Here is a 24665-nt window from a genome sequence, read left to right as displayed (position 1 = left end):
CATGGCGCCAACGGTCCTGCGCCGGCCCATCCGACCCTGCTCGACGGTTTCCCGCGCCACGGTGCGGAAGGCAAAGAAGAGCAAAAAGCAAAGAGCCGGGCATTGCCCGGCTCTTTGCTTTTCAAGCGCAATCCCTTCGGCGCGGTGATGTGCTGCCGCCCGCGCGGGAAACTGTCTGGCGGCGGTGGGGCACCCTGGCGAGGACCGTGAGGCGCATGGATGCGCCGATCGAGCCCCCATGGATGGGTTTACGGCGTGTCCTGGCCAGGGTGCCCCACCGCCGCCCAGCGACATCAATCGAGGCGCCAGCGCATCATCCCGCCAACGCATTTCATTCCGGCGCCAGCTGGTCCATCCGTATCCGGTTGGCAAACAGCGAAAACGCCAGCATGCCCGCCAGGCCGTTCGCCCGGCTCACCCAGTGCGGCAGCCAACGCGGTGGCTTCAATACCCCCGCCTCGAACAGCGGCGCGAACGCGATCGCATCGGTCAGGCTCATCTTGCCGGCGAACAACCAGCGGCAGACCTGCAGGCGGTCCTCGGCCAGCATATGGCGGAAGAAGGTATGCACCGACACCAAACCCCGCAGGTACACCGTGTCCTTGGTGAAGGCCAGGCCGCCACTCGGCGGTACACCACGGAACACGCGTTGTGCCGAGGCGAAGCTCTCTTCTGCGTTCTGCCCGGCGTCGCAGAAATAGCGGAACACTTCGATGAAATCGGCGCCTTCGCGTGCCATCGCAATCGCTTCGGTACGCAGGCTGATGCGCTTGAGGCGCTCGATGTCGATGCTCCCGGTGATCTGCTCGGCGAAGGTGGCCAATCCTTCCTGGGTGGCGGTCACCCGCGGCGAGGACAACGCCAGGCTGGGCAGCACAGGTTGTTCGCGGCCGTTCAATGCGGTCAGCGAATGCACCAGCGCTTCGTGGTGGAACAACTGCGCGCGGTCGTAGGCACTGAAGCGCGCACTGGTGCGCAGGCGGATGCGGGTTGGGCCGGCAGCCGCCTTGGACACCAGTTCCGGATCGAGCTGCACCTGGATGATGCGCGATTCGAAGAAGGCATCCAGGTCGTTCTGCAGCTGCAGCTGCAGGGCAATGGCCGAGACCGGCACCTGCTCTTCCGGCGCCAGCAGTTCGTGGTCCAGTTCGGCGGCAATCTGGATGAAATGGCGCGCTGCTTCGCGCGTGCTCGGGCCATTGCCCGGCAGCGGCTGCTCGGGTGCGCCGAACAGCTGCACCGAACAGGTATCGACCGCCGCGGTGCCCAGCCCTTCCAACAGCTGCGCGGCCAGGTCCCAGCTCTGCGCCGACTGTCGCACGTAGTGGCCCAGCGGGTGGCTGTCATCACAGTCGGCGGCGATCGCGGCCAGCGCGCGACGTTCTTCGCTGAAGTCCAGCCGTGGGTAATCCACCTTCGGCAGCACCGGCTGGCCTCGCGCCACGCTGTCCAGGAACGGTGCCTGCACCGTTGCCGGCCAGCTGGTCAGGCCCAGCAGGCGGATGCCTCCCACGGCCTCGACCAGGCGCGCATCGAGCGCTGCATGGTGGGCCACGTCACGGTCCAGCGTCGCAGTCGGTTCCATGCGCGGACTATAGCGCCCTGCCCTTGCTTTGGTAGGTGCCAACCTTGGTTGGCATCGGCCGAAGGCGGGCTGCGGACAGATTCGTGCCAACCAAGGTTGGCACCTACCACAAGCGGTCAGTTGGCCCCCACCAGGAGCAGGTTTCCGGTACTACGGGGTCAGCGCCTACGCGGCTTGCCGGCCGGGCGGAACTGCTGGCCCTTGCCCTTCTTGCCGCCACGTTCCTGCGCGGTCTCGGCCTGGCGGACCGCCAGCTTGGCGGCGGCGGCGGCCACCTCTTCCTTCAGCTTGAAGTAGTTGAGCAGCCGGCTCTCTTCGATTTCACCTGCGTCGATCGCTGCGCGTACGGCACAGCCCGGTTCCTGCTGGTGCTTGCAGTCGTTGAAACGGCACTGTGCGGCCAGCGCTTCGATATCGGCGAAGCCGCCTTCGGACAGCGTCTCTTCACCGGTCGGCTTCAGCTCACGCATGCCGGGGGTGTCGATCAGGCAGGCGCCGGTCGGCAGCGGCATCAGCGCGCGGTGCGTGGTGGTGTGGCGTCCGCGCGAATCGTTGGCGCGCACCGCGTTGGTCTTCATCCGCTGCTCGCCCAGCAGGGTGTTGGTCAGCGTGGATTTGCCGGCACCGGACGAGCCCACCAGCACCACCGTGCGGCCCGGGCCCAGCCACGGCTGCAGCACCGCCACGCTGTCGGCATCCAGGCCGTTGATCGCATGCAGCGCGATGCCCTGCATCTCCAGCTCTTCCAGCACCGCCAGCGCGTCTTCGCTGTACTCGGTCTGGTCGGCCTTGGTCAGCACCACCACCGGTTCGGCACCGCCACCGCCGACCAGCAGCAGGTAGCGCTCGATGCGGCGCGGATTGAAGTCGGCATCCAGGCCGCAGACGATGAACACCGTATCGATGTTGGCCGCGATCACCTGCTGGTGATAGTGCTCACCGGCGGCACCGCGCTTGATCGCGGTACGGCGTGGCAGCAGCGCGACGATGCGGATGCCATCGAGCAGCACCCAGTCACCCACCGCCGGCCGTTCATGGCTGGGGAAGCGCGGGCGCTGCCATTCCGGCAGCGACTCGGCCTTGATCGAGGCGTCCGGGCCATCGGCCACCACGTAGTGGGTACGGTGCTGTTCGATCACCCGTGCCGGGCGGGCCTGCGGGTGCGCGGCCATCGCGGCCTGCCAGTCGGCCTGCTGCGCCGGGCCCGGCCAGGGCCAGCCAATGGTCTGCAGGGCGATGAAATCGGGGGTCTGGGTCATCGCCGCCATTCTACCTGTGACGGCGCCCTGCCAGCCCAGCAATGACGGGCCCGGAGCCCTTGCCATGCATTGCAGCAATTCCGGTAGGATGGAAGCCCCATGCCTTTTGACGGCCCAGCCCCCATGTCCACCAACTCGCCCAAGCCCCTGGCCATCCGCGAGCGCCTTTCCGAAGTGCGCTACGAAATCCGCGGAGAACTGGCGCGGCGAGCCCGGGAGCTGGAGGCGCAGGGCCGCAAGCTGATCAAGCTCAACATCGGCAATCCGGGCGCTTTCGGCTTCCGCGCGCCGGAGCATCTGCAGCGTGCGATCGCCGACGACATGGGCCGCACCGACCCGTACACGCACCAGCAGGGCCTGCCGGTGGCGCGTGAAGCCATCGCCAGCTACTACGCCCGCCGTGGCGCGCCCGATGCGCACCCGGACCGCGTCTTCCTCGGCAACGGCGTCAGCGAGCTGATCGACCTGTCACTGCGTGCGCTGCTCAATCCCGGCGACGAAGTGCTGGTGCCCTCGCCCGACTACCCGCTGTGGTCGGCCTCGACCATCCTCAACGATGGCCGTCCGGTGTACTACCGCTGCGCACCGGAGAACGGCTTCCAGCCGGACCCGAGCGAGATCGAGACGCTGGTGTCCTCGCGCACCCGCGCCATCGTGCTGATCAATCCGAACAACCCCAGCGGCGCCAGCTACCCGCGCGAACTGCTGGAGCGCGTGGTCGAGATCGCACGCCGCCACAACCTGTTGCTGCTGGTCGACGAGATCTACGACCAGATCCTGTACGACGACGCGGTGTTCCAGCCGGTTGCACCGCTGGCCGGTGATCATCCGTGCCTGACCTTCAGCGGCCTGAGCAAGGTGCACCGCGCCTGCGGCTGGCGCGTGGGCTGGGCCCACCTCAGCGGCGACGATGCCCGCCTGGGTGACTTCCGCGCGGCACTGGACCTGTTGGGCGCGCTGCGCCTGTGCGCCAACGTGCCGGGCCAGTACGCCATCGAGGCCGCGGTGAACGGTCCGGACACCATTTCCGAGTTGTGCACGCCGGGCGGCCGCCTGTACGAAACCCGCCGCGCGGTCATCGAAGCCTGCGAAGCCAGCGAACACCTGTCGCTGGTCGCGCCGGCCGGCGCGCTGTACGCATTCCCGGCCGTGGTCGGCGCCGCGGCGAAGGGCTTCGACGACCACAACTTCGCGCTGGACCTGATGAACAACGAAGGTGTGCTGGTGGTGCCGGGCTCGAGCTTCAACGTGCCCTACCGCCATCATTTCCGTGTGACCCTGATGCCGGAGGCCTCGGTGATGCGCGATGTGTTCGCGCGCATCGACCGCGTGCTGGCGCGACGTGCCGAGGACGCGACCAAGGTCGTGCCGTTGAAGCCACGCCGTTCGGTGGCCTGAGCCGTGGCGCTGTCCTACCTGGCGCTGGGCGACTCGTACACCATCGGTGAAGCGGTTGCAGTCGAAGGCCGCTGGCCGCACCAGCTCGCCGCCGCGCTGCGTGCGCAGGGCATTGAGCTGTCCGATCCGCAGACCATCGCCACCACCGGCTGGACCACCGACGAACTGGACGCTGGCATCGATGCGGCCGCGCCGCAGGGACCGTTCGATTTCGTCAGCCTGCTGATCGGCGTCAACAACCAGTACCGCGGGCGTCCGCTGGACGAATACCGCAGCCAGTTCCAGGCGCTTCTGCAGCGGGCGATCGGCTTCGCGGGCGGTGACGCCGGCCGCGTGCTGGTGCTGTCCTTCCCCGATTGGGGCGCGACCCCGTTCGGCGCCGGCAGTGGCCGCGACCTGGCCGCGATCGAGATCGAAACCGACGAGTTCAACGCGGCTGCCGAGGTGATCAGCACCCGGCACGGCGTGGCCTTCGTCGACATCACCGATATCAGCCGCGCGCAGGGCGAAGACCCGACGATGATTGCCGAGGATGGCCTGCACCCTTCGGCGCGGATGTACGCGCTGTGGAGCGCACGCGCCCTTCCGGTGGCCGCGCATCTGCTTGGCGGCACGGACTGAGGCGATGGACGGCACGCCACGGAACGGCCCGCCCCTGCCCTGCACTCCCCTGACGGCCCCGCAGGCCCGCTTGATCGCCGAGGCCTTCCGCCCGGCGCAGGCCTGGGGCAGCCGCCGCGACTACTACTACACCCGCGGCAAGCTCGGCAGCGATCCGCTGTACGACGGCGTGCTGCAGCATCTGCCTGACGACGGGCAGCCGGTGCTGGACCTTGGCTGCGGGCTGGGCCTGTTCGCCCATGTGCTGCGCCAGCGCGGCGGTACCCAGCGCTACCTGGGCGTGGACGTGGATGCCGGCAAGATCACCCGCGCGCAACGTGCTGCCGCCGACCTGCAGGACGTGCGCTTCGACTGCGTGGATGTGCAGGCGCCGCTGCCGGCGCAGGCCGGGCACGTCCTGCTGCTGGACGTGCTGCAGTACCTGGACGCAGGCCCACAGCAGGCACTGCTGCGCGCGGCCAGCGCGCAGGTGGCCCGCGGCGGCTGCCTGCTGCTGCGTACACCGCTGGCCACCGGCGATGGCCGCGACCGCACCACGCGGGTGGCGGACCGGCTGGCCTGGCTGATCGGCTGGATGGGCACACGACCGCGCCACTATCCCGATCCGCAGGTATTGCAGGCGACGCTGACCGAAGCCGGATTGCAGGTGACGGCCCCCCGGCCGCTGCACGGACGTACCCCCTTCAACAGCTGGCTGCTGGTGGCCAAACGCCCCGAGGCGTAGAGCCGAGCCCACACTCGGCTGTGCTGTTGCGGTAGACCCTCGCCATGCGTGGATGGCATACGTGGTGGAGTCGAGCCCATGCTCGGCTGCTCCAAGCGACCAGAACCCGGAGTTACAGGGCCGGCAGCTGGGCCTTCAACCCGCGCTCGTCCAGCGCCTGCAGCACACGCTCGATGATCACCCGATTGTGGCCATGGGCGGCACCTTCGTGCAGCAGCACGATGGCGCCCGGGCGCAGGTCAGGCAGCAGCCGTGCCAGCACGCCGTCCGGCGTGCAGCCCACCCCGTCGTAGCCACGGGCACTCCAGCCCACGCGCAGCAGGCCCTGGGTCTTCAACACCGGCGCCACGAACGGATTGGTCATGCCCACCACCGAGCGGTACCAGCGCACTGGATGGCCGCTCAGGGACTGCAGCGCGTGCTGGCAGCCTTCGATCTCGGCACGCATCGCGGCCGGGCCCAGCCGCCAGAAGCGTGCCTGCGGATGGCTGTGGCTGTGATTGCCCAGGTCGTGGCCACGGCGCAGGATCTCGGTCACCAGTTCCGGCTGCGCCAGCGCACGTTCCCCCACCAGGAAGAAGGTGACGCGCGCCTGGTGGCGGTCCAGCAGGTCGAGCACAGCGAGGGTTTCCGGGCCGGGGCCGTCATCGATGGTCAGCCATACCGTGTTGCCGGCCTCCGGCAGCCGGCTCAGCACCGGCGCATAGAAGCGGCTGTTGGGCAGGAACACCGGCACCATGAACACTGCGTGGCTGGCCGCCATCAGCGGCAGGCCCCACTGCCAGCCCGCCAGCACCCAGATCAGGATCACGGCCAGCTGCGACGCCACCAGCCAGGGCAGCCAGCGCCAGGGGTGGGCCGGGATGCGATGCAATGTTCCTGCGTTGCTCATCCCCCATGATGCCATGGGGGTTAGAATTGATGATTCGAATTCCCGGAAACCCGACGTCCATGTCCCTCGATCCCGCCCTGCGTTCGCGCATCGAATCCATCCTCAACGCCAACCGCGTCGTGCTGTTCATGAAGGGCCAGCCGTCGATGCCGCAGTGTGGTTTCTCGGCCAAGGCCGTGGGCGCCCTGCAGGACCTCGGCGTCGAGTTCGCCCACGTCAACGTGCTGGCCGACCAGGAAATCCGTGAAGGCATCAAGGCCTACGGCGACTGGCCGACCATCCCGCAGCTGTACATCGACGGCGAACTGGTCGGCGGCAGCGACATCGTGCTGCAGATGGCCGCCAGCGGCGAGCTGAGCAGCGTGCTGGGCCTGGCCGCACCGGACCGCACCCCGCCGAGCATCACCGTGACCCCGGCCGCCGTGGAAATGCTCAAGGGCGCGCTGGCCGACGCCCCGGGCGCCGCCCTGCAGCTGAGCATCGACGCCGGCTTCCAGCCGAACTTCCAGCTGGCCCCGCACGACGAAGGCGCGATTGCCGCCGAGTCCAACGGCCTGCGCGTGCAGTTCGACCTGGCCAGCGCGCGTCGCGCCAACGGCATCACCATCGACTGGGTGGACGACATCCGCGGCAAGGGCCTGGCCATCGACAACCCGAACGCGCCGAAGCCGGTACAGGAAATCAGCGTGCGCGATGCCGATGACCTGGTGCGTGCCGGCAACATCACCCTGGTGGACGTGCGCCCGGCCGACGAGCGCGAGATCGCCGCCGTGGGCGTGCCGTTCAAGAGCTTCGATGGCAACGGCCGCGCCGCGCTGGAAGCCCTGCCGAAGGACACCGCGCTGGCCTTCATGTGCCACCACGGCGGCCGCAGCGCACAGGCTGCCGAGCAGTTCCGTGCACTGGGCTTCACCAAGGTATTCAACGTCACCGGCGGCATCAACGCCTGGTCCGAAGAGGTCGACAACGGCGTGCCGAAGTACTGATCGGCACTGAAAAAGGGGACGGAGGGGATTAAGTCGTTTGTGCCATAAACGACTTAATCCCCTCCGTCCCCTTTTTCTTAGCCGGCGAACCCGCCTTCGGCCAGGTAGTCCAGTTCTTCCGGCGTGGGGATGCGGCCCAGCACGGCGTTGCGATGCGGGAAGCGCCCGAAGCGGCGGATGATGTCGCGGTGCAGTTCGGCGTACTGCAGGTATTCCTTGTCACCCAGCACGTCGAACATCGCCACCGAGCGGTCCTGGTCCAGCGGGTCCTCGGAGTGCTCGAACGGCAGGTAGATGAAGGCGCGCAGCTTCGGCACCAGCTGCAGGTCCAGGCCTTCCTCGATGGCGCGCATGGCGTAATGCCGGGCCAGGCCATCGGTGGCGTAGGAATGGGCAGTGCCCCGGAAGCAGTTGCGCGGGAACTGATCCAGCAGCAGCATCAGGGCCAGCGCCCCTTCGGCACTGCCCAGCCAATGCTCGCGCCCGCGCGAAGCGGCGGCGAAATGCTCATCCAGAAACAACTGGCGGAACTGCGCGTCGAACGCGTCGTCGCGGGCGAACCACTTCGCAGGGCCCGCCTCCTTCCAGAATTCCACCACTTGCGCGGCAACGTCCATTACCTACTCCCAGGCCCGGACGCCCCGCGCCCGGCCTTCATCATCATTCGTCGAAGCGCAGGTGGCGGACCGACTTGCCGTTGCGCCGGATAAGCTTAAGCGCCTCGATACCGATCTGGATATGGTTTTCCACGAACTGGGAGCTGACCTTGGCATCGGAGGCTTCGGTCTTGACCCCATCGGGGATCATCGGCTGGTCCGAGACCAGCAGCAGCGCGCCACTGGGGATGTGGTTGGCGAAGCCGGCGGCGAACACCGTGGCCGTTTCCATGTCGATGGCCATGCAGCGCATCGCCCGCAGCCGTTCCTTGAAGGCCTCGTCGTGTTCCCATACCCGGCGGTTGGTGGTGTAGACGGTGCCGGTCCAGTAGTCGTGGCCGAGGTCGCGGATCATGGTCGAGACCGCACGCTGCAGCGCGAACGCCGGCAACGCCGGAACTTCCGGCGGCAGGTAATCGCCCGAGGTACCCTCGCCACGGATCGCAGCGATCGGCAGCACCAGGTCGCCCAGCTGGTTCTTGCGCTTGAGGCCACCGCACTTGCCCAGGAACAGCACCGCCTTGGGCATCACCGCCGACAGCAGGTCCATGATGATCGCGGCATTGGGGCTGCCCATGCCGAAGTTGATCATGGTGATGCCATCGATGGTGGCACTGGCCATCGGCCGGTCCAGGCCGATGACCGGCGCGCCGGTCAGCTCGGAGAACGTATGCAGGTAGCCCCCGAAGTTGGTCAGCAGGATGTGCTGGCCGAACTGGTCCAGAGGCACGCCGGTATACCGGGGCAGCCAGTTGTCGACGATTTCCTGCTTGCTCTTCATGGGCGGTCCGGTACGGCGGGGGACCGGGTATTTTCAGCCACCCGGCCGGTGCCGTCGAGCCACCGTCGGCAGGCCTGTGAAGAAGGTCACTTGGCAAGCCCGCCGCCTCCGGGCTAGCGTCGACGGTTGGACCAGGCTGCAAGGGGAACTGCATGGCATCGACGTTGTTGCGCGCCGGGGTAGCCCTGGCACTGCTTTCATTGAGCACGGCTCCGGCGGTGGGCGCCTCGCGCTTCGTCGCCGATCCCTACCCCAGCACCTACCAGGCCCATCCCGATGCGCCGGTGCTGATCCAGAACGCCACCGTGCTGACCGGCACCGGCCAGCGCCTGGACAATGCCGACGTGCTGCTGCGCGAGGGCCGCATCGTCGCCGTCGGCCGCCAGCTGCAGGCCGATGCCGGTGTCACCCGCATCGATGCGCAGGGCAAGTGGGTCACCCCCGGCCTGATCGACGTGCACTCGCACCTGGGCGTGTACCCCAGCCCCGGCGTCGGCGCGCACAGCGACGGCAACGAGATGACCGCGCCGGTCACCGCCAACGTCTGGGCCGAACACTCGGTGTGGCCGCAGGACCCGGGCTTCGCTACCGCGCTGGCCGGCGGCGTGACCAGCATGCAGGTGCTGCCGGGCTCGGCCAACCTGGTCGGTGGCCGTGGCGTGACCCTGAAGAACGTACCGGCCATCACCTACCAGGCGATGAAGTTCCCCGGTGCGCCGTGGGGCCTGAAAATGGCCTGCGGCGAGAACCCCAAGCGGGTCTATGGCGAAGGCAAGGGCGTGACCCCGGCCACGCGGATGGGCAACGTGGCCGGCTACCGTGCCGCCTTCATTGATGCCGCCGACTACATCGCCAAGAACAAACCCAAGCCGGCCAAGCGCAAGGGCTGGTTCGGCAGCGACAAGGGCGACAGCGCCGGTGATGCCGGCGGCAAGCGCGATCTCAAGCTGGACACGCTGGCCGGCGCGATCGAAGGCGACATCCGCGTGCACATCCACTGCTACCGCGCCGACGAGATGGCCACCATGCTCGATCTGGCCAAGGAATTCGGCTTCAAGGTGGCCGCCTTCCACCACGGCGTGGAGGCCTACAAGCTGGCCGACCGGCTGGCCGCCGACGGCGTCTGCGGCGCACTATGGGCCGACTGGTGGGGCTTCAAGATGGAAGCCTTCGACGGCATTCCGGAGAACATCGCGCTGGTCGACCGGCCGAAGAACAGCTGCGCCATCGTCCACTCCGATTCACCCGAAGGCATCCAGCGCCTGAACCAGGAAGCGGCCAAGGTGATGGCGTCCGCGCGCCGCGCGCGCATGCCGGAGATCACGCCCGAGCACGCCATCACCTGGATGACTGCCAACGCCGCCAAGGCGCTGGGCATTGAAGGCCAGACCGGCACCCTGGAGGCCGGCAAGATGGCCGACGTCGTGGTCTGGAACGGCAACCCCTTCAGTTCGTATGCGCTGGCCGAGCAGGTCTTCATTGATGGCCGCAGGCTGTACGACCGCAGCGCACCGGCAGCGACGCCGCGTTCTGATTTCCAGCTTGGCCAGGAGGTGCGCTGATGATGGTGCTCAAGCAGTTGGCGCAGTCTGCCGCGAAGGGCAGCCGGGCATGGCTCGGCTCTACTGTCATGGTGCTGGCCTGCCTCTCGGCATCCGCACAGGCACAGGACCTGCTGGTGCGCAACGCGACGGTGCATACGGCCAGCGCGCGCGGCAGCCTGCAGAACGCGGACGTGCTGGTGCAGGGCGGCATCATCCGTGCGGTGGGCACCGGCCTGTCAGCGCCCGCTGGCGCCACCGTGGTCGAAGCCAACGGTCGGCCGCTGACACCGGCCCTGTTCGGCGGCATCACCGAAACCGGTATCGAAGAGGTCTCGGGTGAATCAAGCACGGTGGACAGTTCGTTGAAGCTCGGCGAGCAGCCGCTGCGCCCGGAATTCGACGTCACGCTCGCCTACAACCCGGCCTCGGTGCTGATTCCGGTCACGCGCCTGGAAGGCATCGGCTTCACTGCATTGGGGGCCGCCACCGGCGGTGGTTTCGTGGCGGGCCAGGGCGGCGTGATGCGGCTGGACGGCAGCGCCGACCCGATCGGACCGCGTGCCCTGTTCCTGCGCATCGGCGCGGCAGCCTCCGAACTGACCGGGCATTCGCGCGCCGCGCAATGGATGCTGCTGCAGCAGATGATCGACGAAGCACGCGGACAGGTCGCGGCGGACTCGCCGCATGCGCTGCTGACGCCGGCCGGGCGCCGCACGCTCAGCCGCTATCTGGCCGGCCAGGGCCGCATCGTGGTGGAGGTGGATCGCGCCGCCGACATCCGCCAGCTGCTGCGCTGGGCCGCCCGCGAAAAGGTGAAGATCGCCATCGCCGGTGCCAGCGAAGCGTGGCAGGTGGCGCCGGAGCTGGCCGCTGCGCACGTGCCGGTGTTCGTCGACGTGCTGGCCAACCTGCCGGCCAGCTTCGACCAGCTCGGTGCCACCCTGGAAAATGCCGCGCGCCTGCAGCGTGCCGGCGTGGCGGTTTCCTTCGTGCAGCGCGGCGACGCCACCCACAACGCGCGCAAGATGCGCCAGCTGGCCGGCAACGCGGTGGCCAACGGCCTGCCGTGGGCCGATGGCCTGGCCGGGCTGACCCGGGTGCCTGCACAGGCGTTCGGGGTGGCCGACCAGATCGGCAGCATCGAGCCCGGCAAGCGTGCCGACCTGGTGCTGTGGGAGGGCGATCCGCTGGACGTGGCGCATTATGCCGAGCAGGTCTGGCTGGGTGGCCGTGCGATGCCGATGCGCTCGCGCCAGACCGAACTGCGCGATCGCTACCTGCAGCGCAACGCGCAGCCCTGACCGCACACGAGGACACACCGATGGCGACGCTGCGCTGGTACTTCGACTTCATCTCGCCCTATTCCTACCTGCACTGGCAGAAGCTGAAGCAGTTGCCGCAGTTCGCGCAGATCCAGACCGTGCCGATCGCCTTCGGTGCGGTGCTGCATCACCTGGGCAACCTCGGGCCTGCCGAGATTCCGGCCAAGCGCCGCTTCATCTACCGCCAGCTGCTGTGGACCGCGCAGACCGAGGGCACACCGCTGCGGTTCCCGCCCGGCCATCCGTTCAACCCGCTGTCCGCCCTGCGCCTGTGCCTGGCCGCCGGTGCCAGCGTGCAGGCGGTGGACGTGCTGTTCGACTGGATCTGGCGCGATGGCCACGCCGGTGACAGCGCCGAGGCCCTGCGCGAACCGGCCGCCCAGCTCGGTATTGACGATGTCGCCAGCGCCATCGCCGACCCGGCGGTCAAGGAGCAGCTGCGCCGCAACACCGAGGCCGCAATTGGCACCGGGGTGTTCGGTGTGCCGACCCTGGCCATTGATGACGAGCTGTTCTGGGGCAACGACGCGCACCCGCTGATGGCAGCGGTGCTGGCCGACCCGGGCCTGCTGCGGCAACCCGAATGGCAGCGCCTGACCAACCTGCCGGTGGCGGTGCAGCGCAGTCGCTGAACAGGGCGTGGCGCGTTTCCCTCGCGCGCCACGCCAGATTTTGAGATAGATTTCACGTTTCCGAACCTACAACCGCCCTGGAGGGGGAGCCGCGGATGCGCATCGGAATCGTCGTCGACTCGGCCTGCGACCTGCCGCAGGACTTCATTGCCGAGCACAACATCGTGCTGCTGCCGATCACCGTACGGATCGGCGAAGCCGTGCTGGCCGATCATCGCGATGAGCAGGCCACCCTGAGTTTCCTGCACGCGCATGTGGCCGAACATGGCGCTGAAGCGGAGACCATCCCCTTCAGCGTCAACCAGATCCGCGACCTGTTCCTGCAGCAGCTGGTGATCGATTACGACCACGTGTTCTGCATGACCATCACCAAGACCCGCAGCCCGATCCACGACAACGCGCTGCAGGCCAGTTTCGCCATCCTCAACGACTACAAGCCGGTGCGTCAGGCAGCGGGCTACAACTCGCCGTTCGCGCTGCGCGTGCTCGACACCCAGAACCTGTTCGCTGCCCAGGCGGTGACCGCGGTGGAAGCCGTGCGCCTGCGCGACAGCAATGCCAGCGTGCAGCAGATCCGTGAGCGGCTGGAGGAACTGGCCAGCAACGTGCACGGCTACATGGTCACCCGTGACCTGTACTACATGCGCGCGCGTGCGCGGCACAAGGGCGACCGCAGTGTCGGCCTGCTCAGCGCCGCACTGGGCAGCGCGCTGGACATCAAGCCGGTGCTGCATGGCTACCGCGGCGAGACCGGGCCGGTGGCCAAGATCAAGGGATTCGACAATGCCGTGCAGAAGCTGTTCGCGGTGGTCGGCCAGCGCGTGCGTGCCGGGCTGATGACACCGACGGTGTGCGTCAGCTACGGCGGTGAGCTGGACGAGCTGCGTAGCCTGCCCGGCTACGCACAGCTGAAAGAGGTCTGCGCCACCCATGGCGTGACCGTGTACGAATCGGTGATGAGCCTGACCGGCATGGTCAACGTCGGCAAGGGCGCGGTCACCGTGGGCTTTGCCGATGGGCCGCATCGGTTCGAATGAGCGCTGGCCACGGCCGGAATCTGCACATCGATTCCACCGCGGTTGTGCCAGCCTTGCCGCACTTCAAGGAGAACTCCATGCCTGCGCAGTACCACATCAGCCTGCCCGACCCGTCCAAGGCCCGTGGCAATGACCCTGACCTGTCCTTCCACTCGCAGGGCGCTGCCGGTTTCGCCGAAGAGCTGCAGGACGCCCTGCGCAGCGGCACGCTGTTCGAGCGCTGGAAGGCCAAGCAGCCCGACCCGGACGCGGTGGAACCGCAGTGGGGCGTGACCGATCCGGACGCCACCGTGACAGGCGAGCAGAAGGACCTGCGCATCAACCTGGTGGCTACCACCCGCATCGACAGTGACGTGTTCAAGCAGCGCCTGCGCCTGCTGGCCGGCCACCATTGGGAACTGCGCGACGTGCGTTGAGGCCCTGCTCTGGTAGATGCCAACCTTGGTTGGCGCTCCAAAAAAAGCTGCCAACCAAGGTTGGCAACTACCGACGAACCGCCGGGCATGGCCCGGCGTTTCCATATCGCTACCAGCCACCACCCAGCGCGCGGTACAGCTCCACCCGCGCGATCGCGGCCGTGGCCTGACTGTTGGCCAGCGCGGCCTGGTTGTCCAGCGCGATGCGCTGGGTGGTCAGCACGTCCAGCATGTCGACCACGCCGGCCTGGTACTGCCGGCGCGCAGCGCCCAGTGCGGTCTCGCTCTCATCCACCGCCACGTGCAGCTGCACCGTGCGCTGCTGCTCGGCGCTGTAGCCATCAATGGCGTCGTCCACTTCATGCCAGGCCTGCAGCACGGTACGGCGGAACTGCAGCGACGACTGTTGCTGCTGCAGCCTGCTCAGCGCGAGGTTGGCCTTCAGTCGCCCACCCTGGAAGATCGGCACGCTGATCGACGGCCCGATGCTGAAACGATGCGCGTTCCAGCCATCCAGGTCATCGAGCTGCTTGGCCTGGAAGCCAGCGTCGCCATTCAAGGTGATGCGCGGCAGGAAACTGGCCTTGGCCACGCCGATGCCCGCCGTTGCCGCATGCAGTGCGGCCTCGGCGCGACGGATGTCCGGGCGACGCTCGGCCAGTTCACTGGGCAGCCCCACCGCTACGGCCGGCAACGCCGGCCAGTCGCGGCGTGCATCCTGCAGCTGCGCGTCCAGCGCCTGCGGCGGCTGTGCCAGCAGGAACGCCAGCGCATTGCGCAGCTGTGATTCGCGATGCCGCAACGGCGCGATGCGTGCCTGCAACGATGCCACCTGCGCGGACGCGCTGGACACCTGCAGCGTGCTGGCCACGCCCTGCTGCTGGCGTGCCTCGGTCAGGCGCTTCATGTCGAGGGCGATGCTGAGGTTGTCCTCGGTGATCGCCAGCAGCTGCCGCGTCGCACGCAGCTGCAGGTAATCACGCGCGGTTTCCGCCAGCAGCGCGATGCGCACGGCGTGTGCATCCTCCTCGGCCATCTGCACGCGCGCATCGGCCGCTTCCACCTGGCGCCGCACGCGGCCCCACAGGTCCAGCTCCCAGCTCAGGCCGAGACCGGCCTGGAACAGTCCGTAGTCATCACGGCCGCCGTTGCCGGACGGATCATTCAGGCCCACCTCGCTGTTGCGTGCACGCACGCCACTGGCGCTCGCGCTGACGCTGGGCAGGCGTTCGGCGGCGGTGATGCCGCGTGCAGCACGGCTCTGCTGCACGCGGTTGGCCGCCAGCTGCAGGTCCAGATTGGCCGCCAGCACCTGGTTGGCCAGCTGCCCCAGCAGCGGATCGTCGAAACCGGCCCACCAGGCCGCGTCCTGGTCGATGGCGTTGCCGGCGACAGCCTCACCCTGCCAATGGCTGGGCAGTTCCGCCTGCGGGCGTACGAAGTCCGGACCCATCGTGCAGGCAGCCAGGGCCGTGCACAGGCTGGCCGCAACGAAGGTGCGGAACACGGTGACTGCGCTCATGCACCCTCCCCGCTCTTGTGGCCCGGACTGTGCTGCACGCTCTGCGCGCGCGCGCGGCTGCCCAGGTCAACGCTGGCTTCCACCGACATGCCGGCACGCAGCTGGTCCAGCAGCGGCTGGCCCGGCTCCAGCACGATCTTCACCGGAATGCGCTGCACCACCTTGGTGAAGTTGCCGGTGGCGTTCTCCGGTGCGACGGCAGCGAAGGTGACGCCGGTGGCCGGTGCAATGCTGTCGATGTGCCCGCGCAGCGGTTTGCCCGGGAACACGTCCACCTTCAGTTCGACCTGCTGGCCGGCCTGCATGCGGGTCATCTGCGTTTCCTGGAAGTTGGCGACCACGAAGGCGCGCTTCAGCGGTACCACCGCAGCCACCGGCGTACCCGGGGTCAGGTAGGCACCCACGCGCACTGCGCGGCGACCGACCATGCCATCGATCGGCGCGCGCAGCACGGTGTGCGACAGATCCAGTTCGGCGCGTGCCTGCGCCGCTTCTGCACGCTGCACCGCCGCCTGCGCGGCCTGCACGCCCGCGCTGAGGATGTCGGTGCGCTGGCGTGCGGTCGACAGCGCGGCCTGGCCCTGCTGCAGATGCGCACTGGCCACGGCCTGCTTTGACTGCGCCTGCTGTGCGTTCTGCACGGTACCGGCGCCGTCACGGGCCAGTTCGCGGTAGCGCTGCTGGTCGGCACTGGCCAGTGTCAGTTCGGAACGGCTGACATCGACGCTGGCCCTGGCCTGCTCGATCAGCGAGTCCTGCTGGGCCAGTGCGGCCTGCGCATTGGCCAGCTGTGCACGGGCATTGGCGAGGTCGGCACGGGCCGCCTGCAGGGCGACCTGGTAGTCGCGGTCGTCGATGCGGGCAAGCACGTCGCCGGCCCTCACCGACTGGTTGTCATCGACTTCCACGGCACTGACGAAGCCGGGAATCTTCGGCGCCACCAAGGTGTAGTCAGCCACCACGTACGCATTGTTGGTGGTCTGGTGGCCGCCATCGCGCAGCAGCAGCCAGGCACCGATGGCCAGGGCCAGCACGCCCAGGCCCAGGCCGGTGTTGAGAGTGGTTCGATTGATCGTCATGAGGGGGTTCCTGCGAAAGGTTCAGGCCACGGCACGTGGCGGATGGATGCGGGTGGGCATCCAGGCAATGAGGGGAATGAAGGCCAGCGCCACCAGTGCGACCACCCAGTACAGGTCGGCCGAGGTCAGCGCCTGTACCTGTGCATGCAGGCGCGCGCCCAGCTGCGGGCCATCGGCCAGCCACGGTTGCTCGCCAAGGCGGTCGACCAGCACGGTGGAATGGAAATGACGGCGGCCTTGGGCGACGGCATCCAGCACGCCGCTGGCGAGTACTGCAGCGAAGCCCTTGACCGTGTTGAACCACGCCGAGGCAAACGGGCCGTCCTGTGGCGCCAGGCCGCCAGTGGCGAGCATCAGCAGCGGCAGCACCGCCATCGGCTGGGCAAACACCTGCAGCAGCTGCACCCACAGGAAGTTGTCGCGGATCCAGGCCACATCCAGGTGCGAGCCCAGCCAGCAGGCCAGCGCCAGCATCGCCAGGCCCGTGGCCTGCACCCAGCGGCAGTCCACCGCGCGGATGTTCAGCAACGCCGCCACCAGCGGCAGCGCGATCACCTGTGGGAGTGCCACCCACAGCAGCATCGGTGCGGTCTGCAACGGCCGGTAGCCCTGCACGCTGGCCAGGAAACCGGAGGGGATCGAGATCACCGCCAGCAGCACGAACAGCACGCCGCCCAGCGTCACCAGCGAGTAGCTGAGGTTGCGGTTGGCCAGCAGCTGCAGCTTGAAGAACGGCAGCGGATGGAACCATTCATTGATCATGAACAGCACCATCAGGCCGGCACCGCCGCCGATCATCAGCGTGATCATCGGCGAGTCGAACCAGTTCAGGCGGGGGCCCTGCACCAGGCCCAGCACCAGCAGCACCAGCGCCGGCAGGCCCAGCAGCAGGCCGACGCCATCGAACTGGGCAAAACGCTCCAGCCGCAGCGGGTCCTGGGGCAGGCCCCAGCTGACCATCGCCATGGCGGCCAGGCAGTACGGCACGATCTGCCAGAACGCCCAGTGCCAGCCCACCTGCTCGACCCAGAACGCGGCCAGCGGCGTGCCCATGCTTGGGCCGAACGTCGCCGTCAGCGCGTAGCCGGCCAGGCCGTACAGCTTGATGCCCGGGGGCAGGAAGCGCAGCGCCACGCTCATCAGCAGCGGCGGCAGCGCGCCACCGCACAGGCCCTGCAGCGCGCGCAGCAGCAGGAACACCTGCAGGTTCGGGGCAAGCGGGCAGAGCACGCCCAGCACCATGAAGCCACCGATCATCGCCAATGCGAAGCGGCGCAGCGAGAAGGTGGCGGCGCACCACGGTGCGAAGGCCATCGCGCTGACCGACATCGCGCTGTAGAGCGCGACGATCCAGCTGCCGTCATCGACGCTGAAACCCATCGCGCCACGGATGTCGGCCAGGGCGACCTTGGTGATGTTCTCGTTGAAGCCCGACACCAGCACCGCCAGCAGCACGCCACACAGGCCGACCAGAACGCGGCGGTCGAGCCCGGGGGCGGCGGCAGGACGGGGCGCTGCGGCGGCCGGGACAGCGGCGGCCGGCGTACTCATCGCCGGGCACCTATCCGTGCAGTGCACGGCATGTTGGGGGTCATTGGAATGCGCTCAGTGAAACTCCGGGGAGCGCAGTCTAGGGAGCCGGTACCCTGCGAAAAATGGCGCGACCCGCATCCCAGGCGTGCGCCAGGCGCACGCCTGCAGATGTCAGCGCGGGGCCTCCCCTGCGCTTTCGCACATGGTCTTGATCGAGCGCCGCAGCCATTGATGGGCGGCGTCGTTGTCCAGGCGCGGATGCCAGGCCTGCACGATGGCCGCGGTCCGCACCGGAATCGGCAACGGGAACAGGCGCAACGGCAGGCGCATGCTGACGATCCGCTCCAGCATCACGCTCGGCATCTGCGGCAGGATCAGGTCCGATTCGGCCGCCGCGAAGATCGCACCGTGGAAGGTCGGGCTGATCAGTGCCACCCGCCGCTGCAGGCCCAGCGCGGCCAGATCATCGTCGATCGGACCACGCGGCAAGCCGCGGCGCGACACCGCGATGTGATCGCAGGCGGCAAAACGCTCGGCGCTGATCTCCTCATCGAACAACGGATGATCTTCGCGCGCGGCGCCCATGAACGAGGTACTGAACAGGTTCTGCACCTTGGTATCGGGCGCATGCTTGCCGGCGGTGCTGATGTACAGGTCGATCCGGCCCTGCGCCATCGCATCGTCGTCGGTATCGCCCTCGGGCACGAAGCGCAGCACCGCGCGCGGCGCCTGCTGGCGGAACAGCTCGCGCAGGCGTCCGCCGAAACCACCGACGAACACATCATTGGCACGCACGCTGAAGGTTCGCTCGAGCACGCGCATGTCTACTTCGCGACCGGCGTTGAAGACGCGGTGGGCCTGCTCGATCACATCGCGGACCTGCTCGCGCAGCTGCAGGGCGCGGGGCGTGGGCGCCAGGCCGCGGCCGGCACGCACCAGCACCGGGTCGCCCAGCGCGGTGCGGATCCGGCCCAGGGTACGGCTCATCGCCGGCGCGCTCAGGTTCATCCGGCGCGCGGCGGCGGCCACGCTGCATTCGTCAATCAGCACGTCCAGTGCCAGCAACAGGTTCAGGTCCGGCAGGGGCATGACAGTCTCCAGTAAATCAGATGACTCTACGACACTTGTAACCACCGTGGATTGCGTTATACGCATTCATTGACTGCCGCGCACGGCATGGGTGCGCGCGGTGACATCGGCGACCATCCCCGGCCTGCCAAGGAGACATCCATGTTCAATACCCTGCTGGTCGCCCTGGATGGTGGCCCCCAGCACGCACGCGTGCTGGACCTGGCCGCCGCCATCGCCGGCCCCCACAGCCGCCTGCACCTGCTGTGCGTGCTCGACCCCGAATTCGCGCTGGCGGCCGATGCCAGCGAAGCCGACCGCATCGAGTACCCGGAAGCCGCCCGCCAGCGCTCGCGGGCCGAAGCGGTGCTGGCCGAAGCCCTGGCCGAGCTGCGCGAGCGCGGGGTCGACGCCATCGCGCAGATTCCCTCCGGCGACCCGGGCGAAGTGATCAGCGAGCAGGCCCGGCGCCTGAAGTGCGACCTGATCGTCATCGGCCACCGTCACCTGTCCCGCCTGGAACGCCTGTTCGAACCCTCGATCGGGCAATGGACCATCGACCACGCGCCCTGTCCCGTGCTGGTGGAAACCCGCGACCCACAGCCCTAGCAACCATGGCCTCCCGTTCCCCGTTGTTTCCCACCCGGGTCAACTACCGCGCCTTCGGCCGCCAGTTCGGCCGCGGCGAACAGGCGCTGCTCGGCGCGATACGGCAGCTGCGCGACCCTGAACTGCACGCCGATGGCCTCGCCCAGCTGAGCGGACTCGGGCTTGGCCAGGAGGGCTGCGACGCCTTCATCGGCCTGCTGCCGCTGCTGGCCACGCCTGCCGCTCCGATCGATCTGCTGCCGGCCGGCTCTCCGTTCATCGCTGCCAGCGAACTGGACCTGCTGGTCTGCCTGCTGCGCATCGCACAATGGCGGCATGCCCGGCCCCGCGAAGACGACACGCTGGCACCGTTGCGCCAGCAGCTGGCGCGCTGTGCCATGGCCGTGCAGGCGGCAAACCTGCCGTTGCGGCAGCGCTCGTTGTCACCGGTCGGGCTGAGGCTGCTCGATCCCACCGGCTGGCTGCGGCAGCGATGACCCGGCCGCGCCGCCCGTGCGCAATCGCGCACCGGGACCGGCCACCTGGTGCGCTCAGCAATCCATCCTGCCGTGCGCACTGCCTTCGTCGTCGAGCACGTGCGCATGCAGGATCACCTGGTTGCGACCGGCGCGCTTGGCGGCATACAGGCCGGCATCGGCATCCGCCAGCAACTGATCGGCACTGGCCAGCGCCGGCGGATGCAGGTAGCCCACGCCGATGCTGATACTGACCGCCCCTTCCGGCAGTGGTAGCGCCGCCACCGCCTCACGCAGGCGCTCGGCCAGCGCCAGTACGCCCGACAGCGGGCTTCCGGGCACGATCACCGCAAATTCCTCGCCGCCGTAACGGGCGACGCTGTCACCGGCGCGGCCGGCACTGATCTTCAGGACGGTGGCCACGGCCTGCAGGCAGCGGTCCCCGGCCGGATGTCCGTGGCGGTCGTTGAAGACCTTGAAATGGTCGATGTCCAGCAACAGCAGGCCCAGCTCGCTGCCGCTGCGCCGCGCACGGTTCCATTCGGCCAGCAGCAGTGCGTCGAACTCGCGCCGGTTGGCCACGCCGGTCAGTCCATCCTGCCGTGCCAGCTGGTCCAGCGATGCCTGCCGTTCCATCAGGTCCACCTGCAACAGGATGCTGCGCACGCCGAAGCCCAGCGTTGCCACCACGAAGCCGGTGACGGCCAGTGGTCGCGCGTGGTCGACCACCAGGGTACCGACCACCAGCAGCAGCAACGGCAGGATCATCGGCCCCGCCGCCTGCACCGTTCTGGCCAGCCTCGGGTGCATCACGAACGTCGGCGCGGGCGCCTGGCTCATCGCCAGCAATGCCAGCAGCAGGAACGGCAGGTCGATCAGCAGATCGTTGTAGGCACCGAAGGACTGTTCCGAGGTGTAGTGGTTGATGTAGTACGCCACCATCAGGTAGCCCACCGCATAGATCGCCAGCGCGCGGAAGAAGTTGCGCCGCTCCGGAACGTCGCCCACCAGCCAGCGCACCACCGCGAACCCGGCGATGCACAGATTCTGGATATCGAACATGCGCTGCATGTTGGACAACGCGTGGTCATCGATGTCGACGCGCGCGGCGAACGACTGCGCGTGCACGAAGAACAGCACGCCCAGCAACGCGGCCATCGCCGCGTCGATCAGGCTGATGCTCAGCCGCTCGCGGCGCGCACGGGCCAGGATGAACACCAGCGGCACGCCGTACAGCACATACAGGAACAGGCTGGCCTGCGGCGTGACATCGGCACGGCCCGCACCAAGCGCGTCGATCATGTTGACGGCCATGCCACCTGCCCAGAGCAGCAGCGCCAGGGCGGTGGCGCGCCAGCCGAGCGGGGCACGGTCGCGGCGCGCCCGCCACAGGCAGGCCGCCGCCGCCAGCAACGGGGCGCCCGTGAGGAACACGAAGGAACCCACACCGGCCGGACCCGGCCACAGGGCCACGACCAGACCGTGGCACAGCACATACAGCAGCGCCAGCACTACCGGCATGCATCCCCCGATCCGCAAGGCCGTATGGGCGCACCATAGCCCCGCCCGCGCCACGGCCACGTGATTCACTGCGGCAAGACGACACTCCGCGTGTGCCGCCATGGTAGTGCCGGCCGCTGGCCGGCAATCCCAATGAATCACAGGGCTGCAGGTTGCCGGCCAGCGGCCAGCACTACCGGAAAGCCCTCAGCCGTGAAGGGCGCGGGCGTGGTGGGCGATGTGCTCGCCGATGAAGCTGGCGATGAAGTAGTAGCTGTGGTCGTAGCCCGGCTGCAGGCGCAGGGTCAGCGGATGGCCGGCGGCATCGCAGGCCTGCTGCAGGCGCTGCGGCTGCAGCTGGGTCTGCAGGAATTCGTCCGCCTCGCCCTGGTCGACCAGCAGCGGCAGGCGCTCACGGGCCACGGCGACCAGTTCACTGGCATCCCACTGCGCCCAGTCCGCCGGGTTGTCGCCCAGGTAGGCGTGGAAGGCCTTCTGCCCCCACGGCACGTGGCTGGGTGCGACGATCGGCGAGAACGCCGACACGCTGCGGTAGCGCCCCGGGTTGCGCAGTGCGATCACCAGCGCACCATGGCCGCCCATCGAGTGGCCGCTGATGCCACGCGCATCGGTGACCGGGAAATGCGCCTCGATCAGTGCCGGCAGCTCCTGTGCCACGTAGTCGTGCATGCGGTAGTGCTTCGCCCACGGTGCACGGGTGGCATTGAGGTAGAACCCCGCCCCCTTGCCCAGGTCATAGCCCTCGGCATCGGCCACGTCATCGCCGCGCGGGCTGGTATCAGGCGCAACGATGATCACGCCGTGCTCGGCCGCATAGCGCTGCGCGCCGGCCTTGGTGATGAAATTCTGCTCGGTGCAGGTCAGGCCGCTCAGCCAGTACAGCACCGGCAACGTCTGCGTTTCCGCCTGCGGCGGCAGGTACACGGCGAACTGCATGTCGCAGCCCAGCGTGGTGGAATGATGGCGGTAGACGTCCTGCCAGCCGCCGAAACAGGCGCGGTGTTCAATGCGTTCCATGGTGCTCTCCTGCACGGCGCGTCAGCGCACGCGTGCTTCTGGTAGATGCCGACCTTGGTCGGCTTATCCACGCGCGGCGTGGATGCCTTTGTTGATCCGTTCATCCAGCTGCGCCAGCAGGCGCAGCAACGGTTCGACGCCAGGCTGGCCATCAAGATTGCGCCAGGCCGCCACGGCCACATCGCTGCGCGGCGGCCATTGCCCGGCCGCACGCGCCTCGTAGAGGCGCGGCAGGAACACCTGCGCAAGCCACTGCTCGAACGGCATGCCATCATCGCTGCCGAAGGCCGAGGTCACCGCACGCGGTGGCCCCACCTCGCCCACTACCCAGCCCAGCGCACGCAACGCCTGCTCGATCGGGGCCACCAGGGCCGCGCGCGGGTCTTCCGCACGCGGCCGGCGCAGGGCATCCAGCCAGCCCATGACGCGGCTCAGTAATGGACCACCGAACGGATCGACTTGCCTTCATGCATCAGGTCGAAGGCTTCGTTGATCTTGTCCAGGTCCATGGTGTGGGTGACGAACGGGGCCAGTTCGATATCGCCCTTCATCGCGTCTTCCACCATGCCCGGCAGCTGGCTGCGGCCCTTCACGCCACCGAAGGCGGTGCCCATCCACTTGCGCCCGGTCACCAGCTGGAACGGGCGGGTGGAGATCTCCTGGCCCGAACCGGCCACGCCGATCACCACGCTCTGGCCCCAGCCACGGTGCGCGCATTCCAGCGCCGCGCGCATCACGTTGACGTTGCCGATGCACTCGAAGCTGTGGTCCACGCCCCAGGTGGTCATTTCAACGATGACCTGCTGGATCGGCTTGTCGTAGTCCTTCGGGTTGATGCAGTCGGTGGCACCGAATTCGCGCGCCAGCTCGAACTTGGACGGGTTGGTGTCCACCGCGATGATGCGGCCGGCCTTGGCCTGGCGCGCGCCCTGGATCACCGCCAGACCGATGCCACCGAGACCGAACACGGCCACGCTGTCGCCTTCCTGCACCTTGGCGGTGTTGTGCACCGCGCCGATACCGGTGGTGACGCCACAGCCGAGCAGGCAGACGTGCTCCGGGTTCGCTTCCGGATTGATCTTGGCCAGCGAGACTTCGGCCACCACGGTGTACTCGCTGAAGGTCGAGCAGCCCATGTAGTGGTACAGCGGCTCGCCGTTGTAGCTGAAGCGGCTGGTGCCATCGGGCATCACGCCCTTGCCCTGGGTGGCGCGCACCGACACGCACAGGTTGGTCTTGCCGCTCTTGCAGAACAGGCACTCGCCGCACTCGGCGGTGTACAGCGGAATCACGTGGTCGCCGGGCTTGACGCTGGTCACGCCCTCGCCCACTTCCACCACGATGCCGGCGCCTTCATGGCCCAGCACCACCGGGAACAGGCCTTCCGGATCATCGCCGGACAGCGTGAACGCATCGGTGTGGCAGACACCGGTGTGGGTGATCTTGACCAGCACTTCGCCCTTCTTCGGCGGGGCGACGTCGATCTCGACGATCTGCAGCGGCTGGCCGGGACCAAAGGCGACGGCGGCACGGGACTTCATGGTGGTTTCTCCAGGATCAGGCGGAAATGGGATGGCAGGGAGATCGGCGCGAAGTGGCGCCGATGCTTATTTCAGGTACGAGCGGATCAACGCGCTCATGTCGCGCACGCGTTCGGCGCGTTGTTCGTCGGAGGCTGCGGGTTGCCCGAACTCCTCGCGCAGATGGGCCTCCATCACCTCGGACATCAGGCCGTTGACCGCGCCACGGATGGCCGCGATCTGCTGCAGCACCGGCCCGCAGTCGGCACCGGCTTCCAGCGCGCGGTCCAGCGCATCGCACTGGCCGCGGATGCGGCGCACGCGAGCCAGGACCTTCTTCTTCTCTTCGGGGGAGTGCGGCATGGCGGGGCCACCTTGGAACTATACTGGGGGATAGTATACATACACGGACAGATGAAGCCACATCGCGCTGCCAGGGCATGCGCTACTGACAGATCAGTCCGGGAAAATGAATGAATAATAAATAG

At 68.1% G+C, this 24665-nt stretch carries 25 protein-coding genes; 11 read left to right on the top strand and 14 right to left on the bottom strand.

Annotated elements, in window-relative coordinates; translation table 11 throughout:
- Positions 1 to 331 precede the first annotated feature (331 nt).
- Together EKL94_RS14205 and rsgA are read right to left on the bottom strand one after the other, a co-directional pair.
- Positions 332 to 1585: a flavohemoglobin expression-modulating QEGLA motif protein gene (locus EKL94_RS14205; RefSeq protein ID WP_024956039.1), complete on the bottom strand. Its 1254-nt coding sequence runs from the start codon at positions 1583 to 1585 to the stop codon at positions 332 to 334.
- Positions 1586 to 1743: 158 nt separating this feature from the next.
- The gene (gene rsgA, locus EKL94_RS14200; RefSeq protein ID WP_032965961.1) at positions 1744 to 2853 is read right to left on the bottom strand and encodes a ribosome small subunit-dependent GTPase A; all 1110 of its coding nucleotides are present in this window, start codon (positions 2851 to 2853) and stop codon (positions 1744 to 1746) included.
- A 114-nt stretch (positions 2854 to 2967) separates the two neighbouring features.
- Here rsgA and EKL94_RS14195 point away from each other — a divergent pair, with 114 nt between their 5' ends.
- Genes EKL94_RS14195 through EKL94_RS14185 form a run of 3 tightly spaced genes read left to right on the top strand, consistent with a single transcriptional unit; the run spans position 2968 to position 5587 of the window.
- The gene (locus EKL94_RS14195) at positions 2968 to 4242 is read left to right on the top strand and encodes a pyridoxal phosphate-dependent aminotransferase (RefSeq protein ID WP_005414441.1); all 1275 of its coding nucleotides are present in this window, start codon (positions 2968 to 2970) and stop codon (positions 4240 to 4242) included.
- Positions 4243 to 4245: 3 nt separating this feature from the next.
- Positions 4246 to 4863, top strand: coding sequence for an SGNH/GDSL hydrolase family protein (locus EKL94_RS14190; RefSeq protein WP_126929569.1), 618 nt, complete (start codon positions 4246 to 4248; stop codon positions 4861 to 4863).
- Positions 4864 to 4867: 4 nt separating this feature from the next.
- Positions 4868 to 5587: a class I SAM-dependent methyltransferase gene (locus EKL94_RS14185; RefSeq protein WP_126929568.1), complete on the top strand. Its 720-nt coding sequence runs from the start codon at positions 4868 to 4870 to the stop codon at positions 5585 to 5587.
- Positions 5588 to 5699: 112 nt separating this feature from the next.
- Here the strand turns inward: EKL94_RS14185 and EKL94_RS14180 are convergent, their stop codons facing one another.
- A complete protein-coding gene (locus tag EKL94_RS14180; protein ID WP_126929567.1) occupies positions 5700 to 6479 on the bottom strand; it encodes a polysaccharide deacetylase family protein in 780 nt (259 codons plus the stop codon).
- Between the two features lie 59 nt (positions 6480 to 6538).
- Here EKL94_RS14180 and grxD point away from each other — a divergent pair, with 59 nt between their 5' ends.
- Complete coding sequence (grxD, locus tag EKL94_RS14175; RefSeq protein WP_126929566.1) at positions 6539 to 7465, top strand: Grx4 family monothiol glutaredoxin; 927 nt, start codon at positions 6539 to 6541, stop codon at positions 7463 to 7465.
- Between the two features lie 77 nt (positions 7466 to 7542).
- Here the strand turns inward: grxD and EKL94_RS14170 are convergent, their stop codons facing one another.
- Positions 7543 to 8082 (bottom strand): DUF924 family protein, encoded by a 540-nt coding sequence (locus tag EKL94_RS14170; protein ID WP_006384394.1) that lies wholly within the window; start codon positions 8080 to 8082, stop codon positions 7543 to 7545.
- Positions 8083 to 8125: 43 nt separating this feature from the next.
- Positions 8126 to 8902, bottom strand: a complete 777-nt coding sequence (locus EKL94_RS14165; protein ID WP_005414446.1) for an AMP nucleosidase — start codon at positions 8900 to 8902, stop codon at positions 8126 to 8128.
- 152 nt (positions 8903 to 9054) lie between these two features.
- Here EKL94_RS14165 and EKL94_RS14160 point away from each other — a divergent pair, with 152 nt between their 5' ends.
- The 5 genes from EKL94_RS14160 (at position 9055) to EKL94_RS14140 (ending at position 13853) form a co-directional block, all read left to right on the top strand.
- Positions 9055 to 10464 carry an amidohydrolase gene (locus EKL94_RS14160; RefSeq protein WP_126929565.1) on the top strand — a complete coding sequence of 470 codons (1410 nt, stop codon included), beginning with the start codon at positions 9055 to 9057 and terminating at the stop codon, positions 10462 to 10464.
- Positions 10464 to 11747: an amidohydrolase family protein gene (locus EKL94_RS14155; protein WP_126929564.1), complete on the top strand. Its 1284-nt coding sequence runs from the start codon at positions 10464 to 10466 to the stop codon at positions 11745 to 11747. The genes EKL94_RS14160 and EKL94_RS14155 overlap by 1 nt, the downstream gene beginning before the upstream one ends.
- Positions 11748 to 11767: 20 nt before the next feature.
- A complete protein-coding gene (locus EKL94_RS14150) occupies positions 11768 to 12400 on the top strand; it encodes a 2-hydroxychromene-2-carboxylate isomerase (protein WP_126929563.1) in 633 nt (210 codons plus the stop codon).
- A gap of 95 nt (positions 12401 to 12495) precedes the next feature.
- A complete protein-coding gene (locus EKL94_RS14145) occupies positions 12496 to 13437 on the top strand; it encodes a DegV family protein (RefSeq protein WP_126929562.1) in 942 nt (313 codons plus the stop codon).
- Between the two features lie 77 nt (positions 13438 to 13514).
- Positions 13515 to 13853, top strand: coding sequence for a hypothetical protein (locus EKL94_RS14140; protein ID WP_006469105.1), 339 nt, complete (start codon positions 13515 to 13517; stop codon positions 13851 to 13853).
- Positions 13854 to 13962: 109 nt separating this feature from the next.
- On the opposite strand, the gene EKL94_RS14135 is transcribed toward EKL94_RS14140, so the two are convergent.
- From EKL94_RS14135 to EKL94_RS14120, 4 genes are all read right to left on the bottom strand, one after another.
- The gene (locus EKL94_RS14135; protein WP_126929561.1) at positions 13963 to 15375 is read right to left on the bottom strand and encodes an efflux transporter outer membrane subunit; all 1413 of its coding nucleotides are present in this window, start codon (positions 15373 to 15375) and stop codon (positions 13963 to 13965) included.
- A complete protein-coding gene (locus tag EKL94_RS14130; RefSeq protein ID WP_126929560.1) occupies positions 15372 to 16454 on the bottom strand; it encodes an HlyD family secretion protein in 1083 nt (360 codons plus the stop codon). The genes EKL94_RS14135 and EKL94_RS14130 overlap by 4 nt, the downstream gene beginning before the upstream one ends.
- A 21-nt stretch (positions 16455 to 16475) precedes the next feature.
- The gene (locus EKL94_RS14125) at positions 16476 to 18005 is read right to left on the bottom strand and encodes an MFS transporter (protein ID WP_126929559.1); all 1530 of its coding nucleotides are present in this window, start codon (positions 18003 to 18005) and stop codon (positions 16476 to 16478) included.
- 153 nt (positions 18006 to 18158) lie between these two features.
- On the bottom strand, positions 18159 to 19076 hold the full coding sequence (locus EKL94_RS14120) for a LysR family transcriptional regulator (protein ID WP_005411002.1): 918 nt from the start codon (positions 19074 to 19076) through the stop codon (positions 18159 to 18161).
- A gap of 141 nt (positions 19077 to 19217) precedes the next feature.
- Between EKL94_RS14120 and EKL94_RS14115 the strand changes: the two genes are divergently transcribed.
- The gene (locus tag EKL94_RS14115) at positions 19218 to 19664 is read left to right on the top strand and encodes a universal stress protein (RefSeq protein ID WP_032129880.1); all 447 of its coding nucleotides are present in this window, start codon (positions 19218 to 19220) and stop codon (positions 19662 to 19664) included.
- 5 nt (positions 19665 to 19669) lie between these two features.
- Positions 19670 to 20140 carry a hypothetical protein gene (locus EKL94_RS14110; protein WP_126929558.1) on the top strand — a complete coding sequence of 157 codons (471 nt, stop codon included), beginning with the start codon at positions 19670 to 19672 and terminating at the stop codon, positions 20138 to 20140.
- Positions 20141 to 20194: 54 nt separating this feature from the next.
- Here EKL94_RS14110 and EKL94_RS14105 read toward each other — a convergent pair whose 3' ends face one another.
- From EKL94_RS14105 to frmR, 5 genes are all read right to left on the bottom strand, one after another.
- Complete coding sequence (locus EKL94_RS14105; RefSeq protein WP_126929557.1) at positions 20195 to 21640, bottom strand: GGDEF domain-containing protein; 1446 nt, start codon at positions 21638 to 21640, stop codon at positions 20195 to 20197.
- A 186-nt stretch (positions 21641 to 21826) separates the two neighbouring features.
- Positions 21827 to 22657, bottom strand: coding sequence for an S-formylglutathione hydrolase (fghA, locus tag EKL94_RS14100; RefSeq protein ID WP_126929556.1), 831 nt, complete (start codon positions 22655 to 22657; stop codon positions 21827 to 21829).
- Between the two features lie 63 nt (positions 22658 to 22720).
- Positions 22721 to 23080 (bottom strand): YqcC family protein, encoded by a 360-nt coding sequence (locus tag EKL94_RS14095; RefSeq protein WP_126929555.1) that lies wholly within the window; start codon positions 23078 to 23080, stop codon positions 22721 to 22723.
- 8 nt (positions 23081 to 23088) lie between these two features.
- Positions 23089 to 24198 (bottom strand): S-(hydroxymethyl)glutathione dehydrogenase/class III alcohol dehydrogenase, encoded by a 1110-nt coding sequence (locus tag EKL94_RS14090; protein ID WP_126929554.1) that lies wholly within the window; start codon positions 24196 to 24198, stop codon positions 23089 to 23091.
- Between the two features lie 66 nt (positions 24199 to 24264).
- A complete protein-coding gene (gene frmR, locus EKL94_RS14085; protein ID WP_005411009.1) occupies positions 24265 to 24540 on the bottom strand; it encodes a formaldehyde-responsive transcriptional repressor FrmR in 276 nt (91 codons plus the stop codon).
- Positions 24541 to 24665: the final 125 nt, after the last annotated feature.

The sequence above is a fragment of the Stenotrophomonas maltophilia genome, assembly GCF_003970865.1.
Taxonomy (GTDB): Bacteria; Pseudomonadota; Gammaproteobacteria; order Xanthomonadales; family Xanthomonadaceae; genus Stenotrophomonas; species Stenotrophomonas maltophilia_AR.
This window is presented reverse-complemented; position numbering and strand designations above follow the sequence as displayed.